The following is a 16,807-nucleotide window of genomic DNA, read 5'->3' as shown; positions in this document are numbered from 1 at the left end:
CCGCGATCGCCGTCCGCCCGTTTACGAGGACTGAATCCTCAACGCTCCAGCAGCGCAAGGCATTCGACGTGGTGCGTCGCCGGAAACGCGTCGAATGCACGCAGGTCCGCTAGCCGGTAGCCCGCTGCTCGATACAGGCCGACATCACGTGCGAACGCCGCGGGGTCGCACCCGACATGGATGATTCGAATCGGCCCGCTCGCGGTGACCGCGCCCACCACTTCCTTGCCCGCACCGGCGCGCGGCGGGTCGAGCACCACGACATCCGGCGCCGCCGTATCCACGTGCTCGACCACCCAGCGCTCCACGCGCTGCGCACGCAGTTCCAGCCACGGAAGATCACGCAGCGCGGCGGCCCCGTCCGCGACGGCGGGGCGGGCGGATTCCACCGCGAGCACCGCGCCGGTCCGGCCGACCTGCTCGGCCAGCCGCGCGGCGAATACGCCTGCGCCACTGTAGAGATCCCAGGCACGCCCACCGGGAGCCAGGCTCGACCACTCGGCCACCAGGTCCGAATAGCATTGCGCCGCATTCCGGTGCGCCTGCCAGAAGCCCGTCGCACTGATCTCCCACCGACGGCCCGCCACATATTCCACCGCACGTCCGCTTCCCGCGAACACCCACTCGTCGCGGGCCGCGTGGCTGGCGGCCCGCCGCGCAGCCGCGTTTCGCCGCTCGTCGCGCCGCGTGGAATCCGCTGCGGCCCAGTCGCTTCCCCGCCGATCGCCGCCGCGGCCACCGGAGCCGCGTCGTCCGCCAGTTCGCTGATCGCGGCTGTCTCGTTCGTCACCGCGCCGACCGCGGCCGTGCCTATCTCTGTAACGGTTGCGCTCCCCGAGCGGGTAGCGAGCTTCCGCACTGCCGGAATCCGCCCGAGGCCCACTCCCGCCTGGGCCGCGCCGATCGCCGCCGCGGCCGCCGCGCTCGGCATCCGGAGCGGGCGCCAGCTCGACGACGTGTCGAATCCCGTCGCCGTCCACCGCGATCACCAGATCCCCGCCGGGCGTCCACAGCCGATCCGCGACGCCATCCAGCGCCCCCGAAATCGGTTGCGGGCAGCGCAGATCCGCGATCACCTCAGTGCTGCGGTACCGGTGCACACCGGCACGCCCCTGCGCGTCGACCGCCAGCCGCACGCGCGTGCGCCACCCCCCGGTCACGTCGCCGGAACCGGTGATCGGCTCCACCAGCACCGCGCGGTCGATCCCGGCCAACCGCCGCAGCTGCTCAGCGACCACGGCGGCCTTCAGCGCCCGCTGCGCTGTCGGCCTGGCGAAGGAGAAATCACAGCACCCCGCGCCGCCAGGCCCGGACACCGGGCAGGTGGCCGGAACCCGATCAGGTGACGCCTCCAGCACCTCGACGGCGTCGGCCCGGCAGAATGAGCCGCCCCGGTCTTCGGTGACCCGCGCGCGCACCAGCTCACCGGGCAGGCCGTGCCGGACGAACACCACACGTCCCTCGTGCCGAGCTACGCAGAAACCGCCGTGCCCAGGCGGCCCGAGCCGCACCTCGAAGGTGTTTCCCAGCCAGCCGCTCATCCCGGACGACCCGCGTATGTCATGTCCGATCCTCGTACCCGCGCCGCACCGCACCGGCTGCATTGACCACCCCCGGAGTCTTCGCCCGGGTAGACGAACTCAGCTGCCAAGGGACGCTGGTCACCATCACGCCAGGCTCGAACAGCAGCCTGCCCTTCAACCGCAGTGCGCTCTGATTGTGCAGAACCTGCTCCCACCAGTGGCCGACCACGTACTCGGGGATGAACACGGTCACGACGTCCCGCGGGGAGTCCTTGCGCACACGCTTGACGTAATCGAGGACTGGTTTGGTGATCTCGCGGTACGGCGACTCGATGACCTTGAGCGGCACGGTGATGTCGCTCTGCTCCCACTCACGCACCAGTGCCCTGGTGTCGGCCTCGTCGACGTTCACCGTCACCGCCTCGAGCGTGTCGGGGCGGGTTGCGCGAGCGTAGGCCAGCGCGCGGCGGGTGGGCAGGTGCAGCCGTGACACCAGCACGATGGAGTGGGAGCGGCTGGGTAGCACGCCGTCCCAGTCGTGCTCATCCAGCTCGCGCGCGACCGAATCATAGTGCCTGCGAATCAATTTCATCACGATGAAGATCGCGACCATGGTGCAGATGGCGATGTAGGCGCCCGCGAAGAATTTGGTGATCAGCACGATGACCAGCACCGCGCCGGTCGCGCTGAGACCCACCGCGTTGATCACCCTCGACCGCAGCATCCGCGACCGCTGTCCCGGATCGGTCTCGGTGCGCAGCAGCCGCGTCCAGTGCCGCAGCATGCCGGTCTGGCTCAGCACGAAGGAGACGAACACGCCGACGATGTACAGCTGGATCAGCTTGGAAACCTCGGCGCCGAAGAGCACCACGAACGCGATGGCCGCACCGGCGAGGAAGAGAATGCCGTTGCTGAACGCCAGTCGGTCACCCCTGGTGTGTAGCTGTCGGGGCAGGTAACGGTCCTGTGCCAGGATCGAGCCGAGCACAGGGAAGCCGTTGAACGCGGTGTTGGCGGCGAGCACGAGGATCAGCGCGGTCACGGTCGTGATGAAGAAGAACCCGATCGGGAAGCCGTCGAACACGGTCTCGGCAAGCTGGGCGATCAGCGTCTTCTGATGATAGTCCGCGGGCGCGCCGATCAAATCGGAAGTGTTGTGCGCGTACACGATTCCAATCTTCTGAGCCACGATGATGATGCCCATCAGCAGGACGATCGCGATGGTCCCGAGCATCAGCAGCGTGGTCGCGGCGTTGCGCGACTTGGGCTTGCGGAACGCGGGCACGCCGTTGCTGATTGCCTCCACACCGGTCAGCGCGGCACAGCCGGAAGAGAACGACCGCGCGATGAGGAAGGCGAACGCGAGTCCGTACAGGTGCTCGCCCTCGGCATGCAACCCGAAACCGGCAGATTCGGCCCGCAACTCCTCGCCGAGCACGAAGATCCGGAACAGCCCCCAGCCGAGCATGACGAACATACCGATGATGAAGGCGTAGGTGGGGACGGCGAAGGCGGAGCCCGATTCGCGCACGCCGCGCAGGTTGATCGCGGTGAGCGTCGCGATCGCCACGACCGCGAACAACACCTTGTGTGTGGCGACGAACGGAATGGCCGAGCCGATGTTGGACGCCGCCGAGGAGATCGACACCGCGACGGTGAGCACGTAGTCCACGAGCAGCGCGCTGCCTACGGTCAAGCCCGCGTTGGGACCGAGGTTCGTCGTTGCGACCTCGTAATCACCGCCGCCGGACGGATAGGCATGCACATTCTGCCGGTAGCTGGCCACCACCACGGCCATGACGAAGGCGACCGCGAGGCCGACCCAGGGTGCATACAGGTAGGCCGAGATGCCCGCGGCCGACAGCACGAGGAAGATCTCTTCGGGTGCGTACGCGACCGAGGACATGGCATCGGAGGCGAACACCGGGAGCGCGATTCGCTTCGGCAGCAGGGTGTGGCCCAGCGAGTCGCTGCGGAAAGGCCTACCCAGCAGCACTCGTTTCGCTGCCGTCGTCAATTTGGACACTGGAGCGAGCATAGGCCCCCGGACGGTGGATCGCGCGGGTGGCTTGCAGGTTTGCCCGTCTGCTGGAAGGGGAACGTGGCCGGTGGAATCATTCGACGGGTACCGTTCGACCGAACAAGCAAGAGCAGACCGAACACCATGGTTCCAGGAACGAGGTTGCACGGTGTACGTAGTGATCATGGGTTGCGGACGCGTCGGTTCGTCGCTGGCCCACGCCCTGGTCCGTGTGGGGCATGACGTCACCGTGATCGACCGGGACCCCAGCTCCTTCCTGCGCCTGGGCCCGGACTTCCCCGGCGAACAGGTGACCGGTGTCGGTTTCGATCGAGATGTGCTGATCACCGCGGGAATCGAGCGGGCGGACGCGTTCGCTGCCGTCTCCTCCGGGGACAACTCCAACATCATCGCCGCCCGGGTGGCCAGGGAGATGTTCGGCGTGCAGCGCGTGGTTGCCCGGATCTACGACGCCAAGCGCGCCGCCGTCTACGAGCGCCTCGGTATCCCGACCATCGCGACGGTGCCGTGGACCACCGACCGGTTTCTGCGCGCGCTCATCGGCGACCCCAGCACCACCACATGGCGCGATCCCACCGGAACAGTTGCGGTGACGCAGCTGACGCTGCACGAGGAGTGGTACGGCCGCACCGTCCGCGACTTGGAGCAGACCGTCGCCGCCAGAGTAGCGTTCATCATCCGATTCGGCCGAGGACTGCTGCCCGACAGCAAGACCATCGTCCAGGCCGACGACATCGTCTACGTGGCCGCGGCGTCCGGCTCCGTGGGCGAGGCCGTCGCCCTGGCGGCGAAGCCCCCAGCGAGCGAGGACTGAACATGAAAGTAGCCATCGCCGGAGCAGGTGCCGTCGGCCGATCGATCGCCAGGGAGCTCCTTCGCGGCGGGCACCGGGTCATGCTGCTGGAACGTCAGCGCGAGCACCTCGATCCCGCCGCGATCCCGGACGCCGTCTGGGTGCACGCCGATGCCTGCGAACTCGCACTGCTCGAGGACGCCGGGCTGGAAACCTACGAGGTGGTCATCGCCGCCACCGGCGACGACAAGGCCAACCTGGTGCACAGCCTCCTCGCCAAGACCGAGTTCGGGGTGCGCCGGGTGGTTGCGCGGGTGAACGACCCGCGCAACGAATGGCTCTTCGACGCGTCCTGGGGCGTCGATGTCGCGGTGTCCACGCCGCGGCTGCTCGCCTCGCTGGTCGAGGAGGCGGTGTCCGTAGGCGATCTGGTTCGCCTGATGACGCTGCGTCAGGGCCAGGCGAACCTGGTGGAGATAACGCTGCCCGCGGACACCGCGCTGGCGGGCAAGCCGGTGCGCACGGTCACCCTCCCGCGCGACGCCGCCCTGGTGACGATCCTGCGCGGCGGACGGGTGATCGTGCCACAGCCCGACGACCCGTTCGAAGGCGACGACGAACTACTGTTCGTGACCTCGCTGGAGGCCGAGGAAGACCTCCGGTTGGAACTCGCCAATCACGGCATCCGCCCATAACCCTCCGATACGGCCGATGCCCTGATCGGTCGGCGGTTACGCGGCCACCTTCAGCTCGGCGCGCAGCTTGTTCAGCGCGCGGTGCTGCATGACCCGGACCACGCCGGGGCTCGTGCCGATGGCCTCCGCGGTCTGTGCCGCCGACCAGCCGAGCATAATCCGCATGACCAGGACCTTGCGGTGGACCGGCGCCAGCACCTTCATGAGTTCCCTTGTGGCCGTGCTGCGTTCGGAGGCCAGCGCCCACTCCTCCGGTCCGGCGGCGGACGACGCGAAATCAGGAACGTCAGCCATCGGGTAGGTGGGGTGCTGCTGCTTGCGCCGGAACGCGTCGGCGACCTTGTTGGCCGCGATGCCGTAGACGAAGGCCAGGAACGACTTGCCCTGGTCGTGATAGCGCGGGATGGCGTTGACTGTGGCCAGCAGGACTTCTTGTACGACATCATCGACGGTGACCTGCAAATGGGCGGTGTTGCCGAGGCGCGCACGGCAGTAGTGGCGGACCAGCGGGTGCACCATCCGGACGATCTCGGTGACCGCCTGGCGGTCGCCCTCGACCGCGGGGCAGATCAGCTTGTCCACCTCGGCCGATACCCGGTGGCTCTCCGACAGAGCGGTGTTGTCGTTCTCGGGCAGTGCCGCGATGTAGTGCTCGGTAGCCACGTCCGAGTCCTCCCTTGCCGATCAGTGCGTGTTTTCGGTACGCATTGATCGTCTGACGGACTCGGGGCCGGAACCAGGCACCCCAGGGTGGGTAACCACCCACCTCGGCGGTGGGACTCACCCCACCCCCGTGGTTTTCGCCGGGCTACGGCAAAGGGTTAACGTTCAGGCCTATTCCGTCACGGCCATCGTCTTGGTAGGCAGATGGCCCGCGCGGCGGACGGCCCAGACGGTGACGGCCAGCGCCACCGCGGTCAGCGGCCACCCCATGGCGATGCGCGCGAACGCGAGCCACCCGGTCCGGTCGGTGTCGTAGAGCTGAGACTGGACCAGGTAGCGGGCGCCGAACACCACGATCCAGGTGACGGTGGCCAGGTCGTAGTAGCGCACCAATCTCCGGTCGGACCGCCAATCCGAGCCGTGGCCGTTCAGCACGCCCCAGATCACGCCGACCAGCGGCCAGCGGACCAGGATGGAGACGAGGAACACCCCGGCGTAGACGAGGCTGGTGTAGATGCCGAACAGGAAGAACCCCTTGGCCTCACCCATCCGGTACGCGATGAAGGCGCAGATCCCGACGCCGAAGAACCCGGAGATGGCCGGTTGAACGGGATTACGCCGCACCAGGCGCCAGATCAGGATGGCGGCGGCCACTCCGAGGGCCGCCCAGATCGCCACGGCCAGCCCGGCGACACTGTTCACGGGGACGAACACGACAACCGGGAGTGTCGAGTAGATCAGGCCGCTGAATCCGCCCAGTTGTTCGAGGAGGGTCTGCTCGGCACGTTCTTCCGCACGGCCGTCGGGCGCATTCAGCCCGGTGCGATCGCCTGAGCCTGCGTTGTCGTTGCTCGATGGCATACGTCAGCTGTTCCCGCGCAATTCGTAGTAAGGGTTGTAGATCACTTTGCGGCCGTCACGGTCGCCCACGCGGCCGCGGACCAGGATGCGCCGACCCGGCTCGATACCGGGAATGCGCCTGCGCCCGATCCACACCAAGGTGATGGCATCGGTGCCGTCGAAGAACTCCGCCTGCACACTGGCGCCCGCGGATTTGGGACACGCTTCGACACTGCGGAGCCTACCGAGCATCGTGGCCTCGTCACCGCGCCGACACTCCGACGCCCGACAAGCTCCTGATGCCTCCGATGTCTCGGCCAATTCTTCGGCATCCAACTGATCGATGTCTTCGGTCAGTCTGCGGCCCAGACGTCGAAAATAACCTGAGGCTGCGGACATTGTGCACGCTCTCCTGCATAGAGCAGATGGCATGGGTCGCACACCATCATCGGTTTCCAATTCACGACCGGCTGGGCCGTACACCGCCACTGTAGATGGGCTCGGCCACCCCCGCTACGCTCGGACCGATGTTCGACTCCGCACACGTCGCTCGCGTCGTAGCGCTGCCCGGTACCGGGTCCGACGCCGATTTCGCCAGGCGCGCGTTCGGCCCGGCCAGCGCCGCGCGCGGTCTCGGCCTGATCGTGGTGGAACCCGATCCGCGCGGAGTGGTCGCCAGCTGCCGGTCCGGGCTGGACGTGGCGGCACGCTCGGGGCCGGTGCTGGTGGCGGGGATCTCGCTGGGCGCCGCGATCGCGCTGGAGTGGGCGGCCGAGCATCCGGATCGGGTCGTGGGCGTGGTCGCGGCGCTGCCTGGGTGGACCGGACCCGACACCGCCGCATGTCCGGCCGCATTGAGCGCAGCGGCCACCGCGGCGCAGCTACGTACCGAAGGTCTGGCCGACGTGATCGATCGAATGCGAGCCAGCAGCCCGCGGTGGCTGGCCGACGCACTCACTCAGTCGTGGCGGGCGCAATGGCCGCATCTGCCCGAGGCGCTGCAGGAGGCCGCCGACTACAAGTGGCCGGACGCCGAACGGCTGGCCACCTTCGCGCTGCCGGTCGCCGTGATCACCGCCGTGGACGACCCGGTGCATCCGGTGGCGGTGGCCGAGGAGTGGGCGGCGCTGGTGCCGCGTTCGCGGCTGCACCGGATCACCTTGGACGAACTGGGCGCCGACCCCGCGATCCTGGGGCACGTGGGGATCGGCGCCTTCGGCTGAATTCAGGCCCGCTCAGTTCAGGCCGAGCTGCTGCATGGCCGAGCCGTCCGCGCCGCGCCGCGGGCCCTCGGGCATGCGTGGGGGCAGGACGCTCGGCGGCCCGGACTGCGCCGCGGCCGCCTGCGCCGACATCGCCTGCTGCTGCGCTTCGACCTGCTGCTGATGGGCCGCGGCCAACTGCTCGGACAGCTGCTGTGGCAACACCACCGGCAGCGGCTCGCGCACCGGCAGCGGATCTTCGCCGCGCCGGACCACGGTCTCGCTCAGGATGGCTCGCGCTGCCCTGACCAGCGGACTGCCGTCATTCGCCGCCCCCGAAGGGCCGGCCGCGACCAGTCGCAGCATCCAGCGGTAGCCGTCCACGCCGATGAAACGCAGGTCGGCGCCCTCGGTGATGGCCAGCAACTCGCGGCCCCACGGCCCGTTCTCCACCGAGACCCTGGCGCCGTCCTTGCGCAGCGATTCGGCGAGGTCCGCGGCAACCAGACGCCATTGACCCTCCGACTTGGGCGCGGCGTAGGCCGCGACCGTGATCCGGCCGTGCTCGGTGGCCAAGTGCACCGCCTGCGGCTGACCATCCGGCGTCATCTCGACTTGCAGCTGTCCGCCCGGTGGGACCGGCAGGAGCACCGATCCCAGGTCGAGCCGCTGCTCGGACACCTTCTCCAGCAGCTCGGCGACGTCCTCGTAGTCGTACGGGCCGGGCCGCCCTTGCGCCGTGTCGGCGTCGAAGTCCACTCCCGCGTACGAGCGCTCGTCGGTCGGGGCATCGTCGTAGTCGTAGTCGTCGGCCGGCTCGTATTCGTCGGCCTCGTAGTCGTCGGCCTCGTAGTCGTCGGCCTCGTCGTATCGGTCGTCCGCGTACTGGTTCGACGACTTCTTTCTCTTTCCGAACATTCCCGTCATGCCTCCTTGCCGGTCGCCCGGCCCGCCCCACTCGTCCGCGCGGTCAGGCTCGCGTGGCCTCCGCTGGAGCCGTGGCCACCCGTACCCCGTGTCGTCTCGTCCAGCGAGTCGACCTCCACGAAATCCACCAGCTCCACCCGCTGCACCAAGAGCTGCGCGATCCGGTCGCCTCGGCGCAGTTCGATCGGCGTGCGCGGGTCGTGATTGATCAGGCACACCTTGATCTCGCCCCGATACCCCGCGTCGACTGTGCCGGGGGTGTTCACCACCGAAAGCCCGGTCTTGGCCGCGAGGCCCGAGCGCGGATGGATCAGCCCGACCGTGCCGACCGGTAGCGCGACGGCGACACCAGTGCCGACCAGCGTTCGCTCCCCCGGCTCCAGGATGACGTCTTGTGTGGTGCACAGGTCCACGCCCGCGTCACCGTCATGGGCGCGCGTGGGCATGGGGATGCCGGGATCGAGCCGCAGCATGGGTATGGGTGAAAGTGCGCTCACGTTGGACGAGCCTACGCGTAGGCTTATCGCCCTCGTGACTTAGTGTTGACTCGTGTCGGACCAGCCCAACCCCGTGACCATGGACGAGAAACAGCAGCCTGCACACCCCTACCGTGAGCGCCTGTGGGTGCCACTGTGGTGGTGGCCGGTGGCGTTTGCCATCACAGGGTTGCTCGCCGCGGAAATCCATATGGGCGCACCCGGATTGCGTGCGTGGCTGCCCTATGTGCTGTTGTTTCCTGTCCCGGTCTGGGTGCTGCTGTGGTTGAGCCGCCACCGGGTCGAAGTGCTCCCCGATCCGGCCGGCACACCGGAGCTGCACGCCGATCGCGCACACCTGCCGGTGAATTTCGTGGACCGCGCGGCCACCGTGGCCCCCACCGCGAAAAGCGCGGCGCTGGGTCGCCAGCTCGACCCCGCCGCCTATGTACAACATCGCCCCTGGATCGGGCCGATGGTTCTGCTCGTACTCGACGACCCGGACGATCCGACGCCGTACTGGCTGGTCAGTACGCGACGGCCCGAACAGGTCCTTGCCGCGCTCGGTCTTCCGAGCGCGGCCTGATAGTGCCCGATCTCGTCGGAGATCAGGCAGCGCAGTCCATGCAGATCAGCTGACCGCCCTTGTCGCTGGCCAGCCTGCTCCGATGATGAACCAGGAAACAGCTGGAACAGGTGAACTCGTCGGCCTGCTTCGGGATCACCCGAACCGTCAGCACTTCCTCGGACAAGTCGGCGCCGGGAAGCTCGAACGACTCCGCGGTATCGGATTCGTCGATGTCCACGACGGCGGACTGTGCCTCGTTACGACGAGCCTTCAGCTCCTCCAGCGAATCTTCCGACACATCGTCGGATTCGGTGCGCCTCGGTGCGTCATAGTCGGTTGCCATGTCGTCTTCCCCTCGTCCTAACTCCGTATATCCCGGACCGGTCCGCTCACACCCGATTCCTGCCGAAATCGAGGCGACCGGTACCGCCCCGCCGGTGGTGCACGTCACACGTGCACCGGTCATCTATCAGGGCGGATCTGGCGGATCCACTCCGGATAGCGATCGGTAAACGCAGGGCATGCCCTTCTTGTTCCCGCGACCGACCACCGATTTCGCCGCCGATGATTCGATCTGGGCCGCCAGACAATAGCGGACCCTGGGGAAAAAGTCGCAATCAAAACACAGACGAGTCGAAACTGAGGGGTAATCGACACTATCCATGGACTCGCCGAGACCTTGCGCACCTCCCGCAACACATTTTCGTAGAGTGTGCTGGTGGTTTCACTGATCACCGAAGGCAGGGCGACGGATTCGCAAGGTCGACCCTTCCTCCGGCGCCGCCCCCAGCCCTGGCTCATCATGCTCGGCGTTCTCGCGTTGATCTGCGGGATCGTCTGGATCAAGGCCTTGACAACACATGACGCCGACACCACCGCGATGGCCTGCAACTCTCCGAGTCCGGCCACCGACCCCGGTGCGCCGCAACCGGTTCCGCTCGGCCAGCGGGTCGGCGCGGGTCGGCTGCAGGACGTGGAACCCGCAGCGCTCGCGGCGAGCAAGGTACGCGTGCTGAACGCGAACAACCAGCGCGGCCAGGCCGCGCACGTCGCCGCCCAGCTCGGCGACCTCGGCTTCGCGAGCGCGCCTGGGACGCAATATGGCAACGATTCGGTATACGTCAACGGCGACCTGGAATGCACCGGCCAGATCCGCTTCGGAGTAAGCGGCCGTCCGGCCGCCGCGTCCGTGCAGTTGGTCGCGCCATGCGCTGAGCTGATCGAGGACCAGCGCGGCGACGACACCGTCGATCTGGTGCTCGGGTCGCTGTTCCGAGACATCCGGCCCAGCAACGACGCCGAGGAGGTGCTGCGTTCGCTGAAGAACCCGGCGCCGGGCAACTCGACCTCGATCGATATCGAGCTGCTCGACGCGGCCCGGCGGGCTCGCTGCTGATCAGCGATCGGGAATCGGCTCGGTAGCGCCGACCTGGTTCAGCAGCGCCCCGAATTCGTCGGCGATGCCGGGCGCGGCGGCGACCACCAGGTCACCGTCGGTGCCCGGCGCCGTCGCGGGCGGAAGGGTCAGCTTCGCGCCCGCCTCCGCGGCGATCAGCGCACCTGCGCCCCAGTCCCAGGCGTTGAGACCGTGCTCGTAGTAGGCGTCCACCCGGCCTGCCGCGACATGGCACAGATCCAGCGCGCCCGCACCGAAGCGGCGGATGTCGCGCACGTGCGGCAACACCTGCGCGACCAACTCCGCCTGCCTGGTCCTGCGCTGTCTGCCGTAGGCGAATCCGGTGGCCACCAACGACATCGAGACCGATTCGACCGGCGTACACCGCAGATGCTCCACCGCGCCGTCGGCGCCGACGCGCAGTGCGCCGAGCCCGAGCCCGGCGCTGTAGGTCGCTGCCCGCACGACGTCCACCACGGCGCCCGCGACCGGCCGCCCGCCGCGCAGCGCGGCCACCGAGACCGCGTAGCCGGGGATGCCGTAGAGGAAGTTGACGGTGCCGTCGATCGGATCCACGACCCAGTGGATGGTGTCCGCAGTCGCGTCGTCGAGGCTGCCGCCACCCTCCTCGCCGAGGATCGGGTCGCTGGGACGTTGCTCGGCGAGCAGTCTTCGGATCAGCTCTTCGGTCTCGGTGTCCACGATGGTCACCGGGTCGGTCGCGTGGCTCTTGGTCTGCACGGCGCCGTCGGCGTACACGCCGGCGGGCCCGAACACTTCGGGGCGGCGGGCGCGGACATGGGCGGCGGCGGTCTCGGCGAGGTCGACCGCGACGCGGCGCAGATCGGCCTCGTCGCCGCGCGCGACGATGGCGACGACGGACTCGGAGCTGTAGTCGGTCACTGACGATGAGGTTTCCGGCACGCCCCCCATCGCATCACAGATCCTCGGGAACGCGCAGCATCGGTCTCGCATTACTCTTGTCGTGCACGACACAGCGCCGTCGTCGGGCACCTCACCGCAACGCCTCCGTGCGGCGCCGTGGAACCTGTGCGGCGGCGCTGTCATCACACCGGCCAGCACAGGAAACGAGGGGTAAGTCATGTCCGCTCGCGGGCACGCATTCGGTATCGATATCGGTGGCAGCGGTGTCAAGGGCGCCGCGGTGGATCTGGCCACCGGCGACCTGGTCCACGAGCGGATCAAGATCGCGACGCCGCATCCGGCGACACCCCTCGCCGTCGCCGAGGCGGTGGCCGAGCTGGTCGCCGAGGCCGAGTGGGCGGGTCCGGTCGGCGTCACGCTGCCGGCGGTGGTGCTCGGCGGCGTAGCGCAGACGGCGGCCAACATCGACAAATCGTGGATCGGCACCGACGCGCGGACACTGTTCTCCGACGCGCTCGGCGGTCGCGAAGTCACCGTGCTGAACGACGCGGACGCGGCCGGCTTGGCCGAAGACCGCTACGGCGCGGCAAAGGATTTCGCCGGCCTGGTGCTGCTGCTTACCTTCGGCACCGGCATCGGTTCCGCGCTGCTGGTCCACGGCACGCTGGTGCCGAACACCGAACTCGGCCATTTGGAGATCGGCGGCACCAAGAGCGAGCACCGCGCCGCGGCATCGGTGAAAGACCGCGACGACCTGTCCTACGAGCAGTGGGCCGCTGAGGTGAGTACGGTGCTGATCGGGATGGAGAACCTCTTCTGGCCGGTCGTGTTCGTTGCGGGCGGCGGCATCAGCAGGGACGCTGACCAGTGGATTCCGTTGCTCACCAACCGAACTCCGGTCATCCCCGCGCATCTGAGGAACACCGCGGGCATTGTCGGCGCCGCCATGGCGATCGATGCGGGAATCACCCCCTGAGGCGCGCGGGCGCGGCGGCGGATACCGTTCCTGGCATCGTGCAATAGGTACCCTGGTTAGATCGTTACAATGGAACGTGCCCGGCTGAGCCGGAGAAACCCCGACCGGCCCTCCGCCGGTGCAACCCGACAGACCGCTCCGCCGGAAACCACTCTGGCGTGACGCCGCACGAGACCGTCACGAAAGGGCGTACGTGGTAGCCACGAATACCCGTCAGACCGCCGAATCGGCCGATGCCGACTCCGCAGATGTAACCGCAGCACGGCCGGTCCGTAAGGCTGCCGCCAAGAAGGCTCCGGCGAAAAAGGCCGCTGCCGCCAAGAAGGCTCCCGCCAAGAAGGCCGCCAAGGCGACCAAGGCTCCGGCGAAGAAGGCAACCAAGAAAGCGGGTCCGGACGGCGAGCCCGGTGCCGATGAGTCGCTCGGGGACGAGTCGCTCGATATCGACGACCTCGGCGAGCTGGAGGTGTCCGAGGAAGATCTCGCCGATGGCGACGAACTGGTCGACGACGTCGCCGAGGAAGCCGAAAGCGAAGGTGCCGAAAGCGAAGGTGCCGACGAGCCGACCGCCGCGGACAAGGCCTCCGGCGATTTCGTCTGGGACGAAGAGGAATCGGAGGCACTGCGCCAGGCCCGCAAGGACGCCGAGCTGACCGCCTCGGCCGACTCGGTCCGTGCCTACCTCAAGCAGATCGGCAAGGTCGCGCTGCTCAACGCCGAGGAGGAGGTCGAGCTCGCCAAGCGGATCGAGGCGGGCCTCTACGCCGCGGAGAAGGTGCGCGAGTTCACCGAGCAGGGCGAGAAGCTGCCGGTCGCGATGCGCCGCGACTTCAACTGGATCGTCCGCGACGGCAATCGAGCCAAGAATCACCTACTCGAGGCCAACCTGCGCCTGGTCGTCTCGTTGGCCAAGCGCTACACCGGCCGCGGCATGGCGTTCCTGGACCTGATCCAGGAGGGCAACCTGGGTCTGATCCGCGCGGTGGAGAAGTTCGACTACACCAAGGGTTACAAGTTCTCCACGTACGCGACATGGTGGATCCGGCAGGCCATCACCCGCGCCATGGCCGACCAGGCCCGCACCATCCGCATCCCGGTGCACATGGTCGAGGTCATCAACAAGCTCGGCCGCATCCAGCGCGAGCTGCTCCAGGACCTCGGCCGCGAGCCGACGCCGGAGGAGTTGGCCAAGGAAATGGACATCACTCCGGAGAAGGTGCTGGAGATCCAGCAGTACGCGCGTGAGCCCATCTCGCTGGACCAGACCATCGGCGACGAGGGTGACAGCCAGCTCGGCGACTTCATCGAGGATTCCGAAGCCGTAGTCGCGGTGGACGCGGTGAGCTTCACGCTGCTGCAGGACCAGCTGCAGTCCGTGCTGGAGACACTGTCGGAGCGCGAGGCGGGCGTGGTCCGCCTGCGGTTCGGCCTCACCGACGGCCAGCCGCGCACCCTCGACGAGATCGGCCAGGTGTACGGGGTGACCCGTGAGCGCATCCGGCAGATCGAGTCGAAGACCATGAGCAAACTGCGCCACCCCAGCCGCTCGCAGGTCCTGCGCGACTACCTGGACTAGGTCACCCCGCCGCGACGCCCGTGTTCGTTGTGCCGCTTCTCGTTCCAGCGCGCGATGAATGCGGGCGTCGCGCGTTTGCCGGTGCACGCGTATGGCGTATCTGCTGGGCATGATCACCTCGAGTACTCGGCGTGATCGCGTCGATCAGGGTGCGTCCAGCCTGGACTGCGCACCGTGCGCTCGGACCGATGAAACCGACCACCGTGTTCACCAGCAGCGGGTGCAGATCCCTCGAGGTCTGCGAGCCAGTGACACAGCACACACGGTGCGACGACGCCGCGCACGGCACACTTGCGGGGTGGTTGCCTCAACCCTCAGCCAGTTTCGGTCGCCCTGGACCAGAACCATCGACCTGCGCGCCGAACTGCGCGTCGCCTGGGCGTGGCTACGCCGCCCCGGACTGCCGCGTCGGATCGTGCCCGCGGTTCGAGAACACCTGGGGGCCGCCCCGGCCAGCACCGCGTACGCCTTCACTCTGTTCGTCACCTGGTGGACGCTGCGCGGGGTCGGCGGCACAGTCGAGCGCCGGCTGATCTTCTCCGCCTCGACCAACCTCTACAACATGCGGCACAACCCGGTACAGGTGTTGGTGGCCTCAGCCTTCTGGACTGACGGCGGCTTCCCCTGGACGACTATCGCCGGCTTCCTGATCGTGATGGCTTACGCGGAGCGATGGCTGGGCACCGGACGTTGGATACTTCTGTTCGCCACCGGGCACATCGGGGCGACGCTGCTGACCGTCACCGGCATCTCGAACGCCATAGATCGCGGCCTCATTCCCCATAAAGTGGCCGTCGCCGCGGATGTCGGCACCAGCTACGGCTTTTCGGCCGTGCTGGCCGCGCTGGCGTTCCGGTTCCGCGGCGTGGTCCGGCTGGGGTGGGCGGGGACGATTCTGATGGTGCTCGGCGCGGCACTGTGGATCGGTCCGACCTTTACCGACTACGGCCACCTGTGCGCTGCCGCGATCGGCCTGCTGGTCGGCGCGACCGCGACCACGTTCTGGCGCTGGCTGAAGCGCAAGGCCGAGATGCGCGCCGAGACAGCACAGTCCTGATCAGGAGACGGCGGGCTCGGGCGGTACCCGGCGCTGCACCAGCCCGGCCACCGGTTCGACCACCCGCGCCGCCACCGGGCCGAGCACCGCCATCAGCAACACGTAAGCCGATGCCAGGGCAGCGAGCTGCCCGTCGACCGCGCCCATGCTCACCGCCAGCCCCGCGATGACGATCGAGAATTCGCCCCGGGCGACCAGTGCCGCACCGGCCCGCGCCCGGCCCATCCGGCGGATGCCCTGCCTGCTCGCGGCCCACCATCCGGTAGCGACCTTCGTCAGCATGGTGGTAGCCCCGAGCGCGAGAGCCCACCCGAGCACCGGCGGAATCGACCTCGGGTCGGTACTCAGTCCGAAGGCCACGAAGAAGATCGCCGCGAACAGATCACGCAGCGGCTCGAGCAGCTTCGCCGCCTCGGCCGCGGTAGAGCCGGAAATCGCGATGCCGAGCAGGAACGCGCCGACCGCGGCCGACACGCTCAGCGCCGAGGCGGCGCCCGCCACCAGCAGCGCCGCGCCGAGCAGCTTGAGCAAGAACACCTCGCGGTCGGCGCTGTCCACGATGGCCGAGACATGGCGGCCATAACGCAGCGCGACGAAGAGCACCACCGTGACGGTCATCAGGGCAATCCCCAGCGCGGGCAATCCGCGGACCCAGCTCAGCCCCGCGAGAACCGTCGTGAGGATCGGCAGGTACACCGCCATCCCCAGATCCTCGAACACCAGAATGGACAGGATCACCGGTGTCTCGCGATTACCGAGGCGCCCCAGATCGTCGAGGACCTTGGCGACGATCCCCGAGGACGAAATGTAGGTGACGCCCGCCATCGTGATCGCGCCGTTGACCCCCCAGCCGAGTATCAGCGCCACCAGCGCGCCCGGCGTCGCGTTGGCCACGATGTCGAGCAGGCCGGCCGCCCATGAGCGGCGCAGCCCGGTCATCAGTTCCGCCGCCGTGTACTCCAGGCCGAGCAGCAACAGCAGCAGCACGACGCCGATTTCGCCGGAGATATGGCCGAATTCGTTGGCTGCACCGAGCTGAATGAAGCCACCCTGACCAAAGGCGAGACCACCGAGCAGGTACAGCGGAATCGGTGACAAGCCGACTCGGCCCGCGACGCGACCCAGCATGCCGAGGGCGAAAAGAACCGCTCCGAGCTCGATCAGGGCGAGCGCGGTGTCCGTCACGTGC

18 protein-coding genes are annotated in these 16,807 nt (G+C 68.1%); 8 read left to right on the top strand and 10 right to left on the bottom strand.

Going from position 1 to position 16,807, the window contains the following annotated elements; all coding sequences use genetic code 11:
- Positions 1-38: 38 nt before the first annotated feature.
- Both AB4Z47_RS01855 and AB4Z47_RS01850 read right to left on the bottom strand, forming a co-directional pair.
- On the bottom strand, positions 39-1,541 hold the full coding sequence (locus tag AB4Z47_RS01855; protein WP_441947402.1) for a class I SAM-dependent RNA methyltransferase: 1,503 nt from the start codon (positions 1,539-1,541) through the stop codon (positions 39-41).
- A gap of 19 nt (positions 1,542-1,560) precedes the next feature.
- Positions 1,561-3,549, bottom strand: coding sequence for an APC family permease (locus tag AB4Z47_RS01850; RefSeq protein WP_441947401.1), 1,989 nt, complete (start codon positions 3,547-3,549; stop codon positions 1,561-1,563).
- A 163-nt stretch (positions 3,550-3,712) separates the two neighbouring features.
- Here AB4Z47_RS01850 and AB4Z47_RS01845 point away from each other — a divergent pair, with 163 nt between their 5' ends.
- Both AB4Z47_RS01845 and AB4Z47_RS01840 read left to right on the top strand, forming a co-directional pair.
- The gene (locus tag AB4Z47_RS01845; RefSeq protein WP_441947400.1) at positions 3,713-4,378 is read left to right on the top strand and encodes a potassium channel family protein; all 666 of its coding nucleotides are present in this window, start codon (positions 3,713-3,715) and stop codon (positions 4,376-4,378) included.
- A 2-nt stretch (positions 4,379-4,380) separates the two neighbouring features.
- On the top strand, positions 4,381-5,052 hold the full coding sequence (locus AB4Z47_RS01840) for a potassium channel family protein (RefSeq protein ID WP_441947399.1): 672 nt from the start codon (positions 4,381-4,383) through the stop codon (positions 5,050-5,052).
- Between the two features lie 36 nt (positions 5,053-5,088).
- Here the strand turns inward: AB4Z47_RS01840 and AB4Z47_RS01835 are convergent, their stop codons facing one another.
- The 3 genes from AB4Z47_RS01835 to AB4Z47_RS01825 form a co-directional block, all read right to left on the bottom strand.
- Positions 5,089-5,715, bottom strand: a complete 627-nt coding sequence (locus tag AB4Z47_RS01835; protein ID WP_441947398.1) for a sigma-70 family RNA polymerase sigma factor — start codon at positions 5,713-5,715, stop codon at positions 5,089-5,091.
- Positions 5,716-5,886: 171 nt separating this feature from the next.
- Complete coding sequence (locus AB4Z47_RS01830) at positions 5,887-6,576, bottom strand: DUF3159 domain-containing protein (protein ID WP_441947397.1); 690 nt, start codon at positions 6,574-6,576, stop codon at positions 5,887-5,889.
- A 3-nt stretch (positions 6,577-6,579) separates the two neighbouring features.
- Complete coding sequence (locus AB4Z47_RS01825) at positions 6,580-6,954, bottom strand: OB-fold nucleic acid binding domain-containing protein (RefSeq protein WP_327119346.1); 375 nt, start codon at positions 6,952-6,954, stop codon at positions 6,580-6,582.
- Positions 6,955-7,082: 128 nt separating this feature from the next.
- On the opposite strand from AB4Z47_RS01825, the gene AB4Z47_RS01820 reads away from it, so the two are divergent.
- On the top strand, positions 7,083-7,778 hold the full coding sequence (locus AB4Z47_RS01820) for a serine aminopeptidase domain-containing protein (protein WP_441947396.1): 696 nt from the start codon (positions 7,083-7,085) through the stop codon (positions 7,776-7,778).
- A 12-nt stretch (positions 7,779-7,790) separates the two neighbouring features.
- Here the strand turns inward: AB4Z47_RS01820 and AB4Z47_RS01815 are convergent, their stop codons facing one another.
- Both AB4Z47_RS01815 and dut read right to left on the bottom strand, forming a co-directional pair.
- Positions 7,791-8,675, bottom strand: coding sequence for a DUF3710 domain-containing protein (locus tag AB4Z47_RS01815; protein ID WP_441947533.1), 885 nt, complete (start codon positions 8,673-8,675; stop codon positions 7,791-7,793).
- Between the two features lie 5 nt (positions 8,676-8,680).
- Positions 8,681-9,157 carry a dUTP diphosphatase gene (dut, locus tag AB4Z47_RS01810; protein ID WP_441947532.1) on the bottom strand — a complete coding sequence of 159 codons (477 nt, stop codon included), beginning with the start codon at positions 9,155-9,157 and terminating at the stop codon, positions 8,681-8,683.
- A 103-nt stretch (positions 9,158-9,260) separates the two neighbouring features.
- Between dut and AB4Z47_RS01805 the strand changes: the two genes are divergently transcribed.
- On the top strand, positions 9,261-9,746 hold the full coding sequence (locus AB4Z47_RS01805; protein ID WP_441947531.1) for a DUF3093 domain-containing protein: 486 nt from the start codon (positions 9,261-9,263) through the stop codon (positions 9,744-9,746).
- A 22-nt stretch (positions 9,747-9,768) separates the two neighbouring features.
- On the opposite strand, the gene AB4Z47_RS01800 is transcribed toward AB4Z47_RS01805, so the two are convergent.
- On the bottom strand, positions 9,769-10,071 hold the full coding sequence (locus AB4Z47_RS01800) for a DUF4193 domain-containing protein (protein ID WP_138447349.1): 303 nt from the start codon (positions 10,069-10,071) through the stop codon (positions 9,769-9,771).
- Between the two features lie 375 nt (positions 10,072-10,446).
- Here AB4Z47_RS01800 and cei point away from each other — a divergent pair, with 375 nt between their 5' ends.
- Complete coding sequence (cei, locus tag AB4Z47_RS01795) at positions 10,447-11,124, top strand: envelope integrity protein Cei (protein WP_441947395.1); 678 nt, start codon at positions 10,447-10,449, stop codon at positions 11,122-11,124.
- Here the strand turns inward: cei and AB4Z47_RS01790 are convergent, their stop codons facing one another.
- A complete protein-coding gene (locus tag AB4Z47_RS01790; protein ID WP_441947394.1) occupies positions 11,125-12,027 on the bottom strand; it encodes an inositol monophosphatase family protein in 903 nt (300 codons plus the stop codon).
- Between the two features lie 199 nt (positions 12,028-12,226).
- On the opposite strand from AB4Z47_RS01790, the gene ppgK reads away from it, so the two are divergent.
- The 3 genes from ppgK (at position 12,227) to AB4Z47_RS01775 (ending at position 15,618) form a co-directional block, all read left to right on the top strand.
- Entirely contained in the window at positions 12,227-12,985 is a 759-nt protein-coding gene (gene ppgK, locus AB4Z47_RS01785; RefSeq protein WP_441947393.1) for a polyphosphate--glucose phosphotransferase, read from the top strand.
- A 193-nt stretch (positions 12,986-13,178) separates the two neighbouring features.
- Positions 13,179-14,561, top strand: coding sequence for an RNA polymerase sigma factor (locus tag AB4Z47_RS01780; protein WP_441947392.1), 1,383 nt, complete (start codon positions 13,179-13,181; stop codon positions 14,559-14,561).
- 298 nt (positions 14,562-14,859) lie between these two features.
- The gene (locus AB4Z47_RS01775) at positions 14,860-15,618 is read left to right on the top strand and encodes a rhomboid-like protein (protein ID WP_441947391.1); all 759 of its coding nucleotides are present in this window, start codon (positions 14,860-14,862) and stop codon (positions 15,616-15,618) included.
- Here the strand turns inward: AB4Z47_RS01775 and AB4Z47_RS01770 are convergent, their stop codons facing one another.
- Positions 15,619-16,803, bottom strand: coding sequence for a cation:proton antiporter (locus tag AB4Z47_RS01770; RefSeq protein WP_441947390.1), 1,185 nt, complete (start codon positions 16,801-16,803; stop codon positions 15,619-15,621).
- Between the last annotated feature and the right edge of the window lie 4 nt (positions 16,804-16,807).

Source organism: Nocardia sp. 2TAF39, assembly GCF_052114905.1.
GTDB lineage: Bacteria > Actinomycetota > Actinomycetes > Mycobacteriales > Mycobacteriaceae > Nocardia.
The sequence above is the reverse complement of the archived record's forward strand: the minus strand, read 5'-3'. Positions and strand labels throughout refer to the sequence as shown.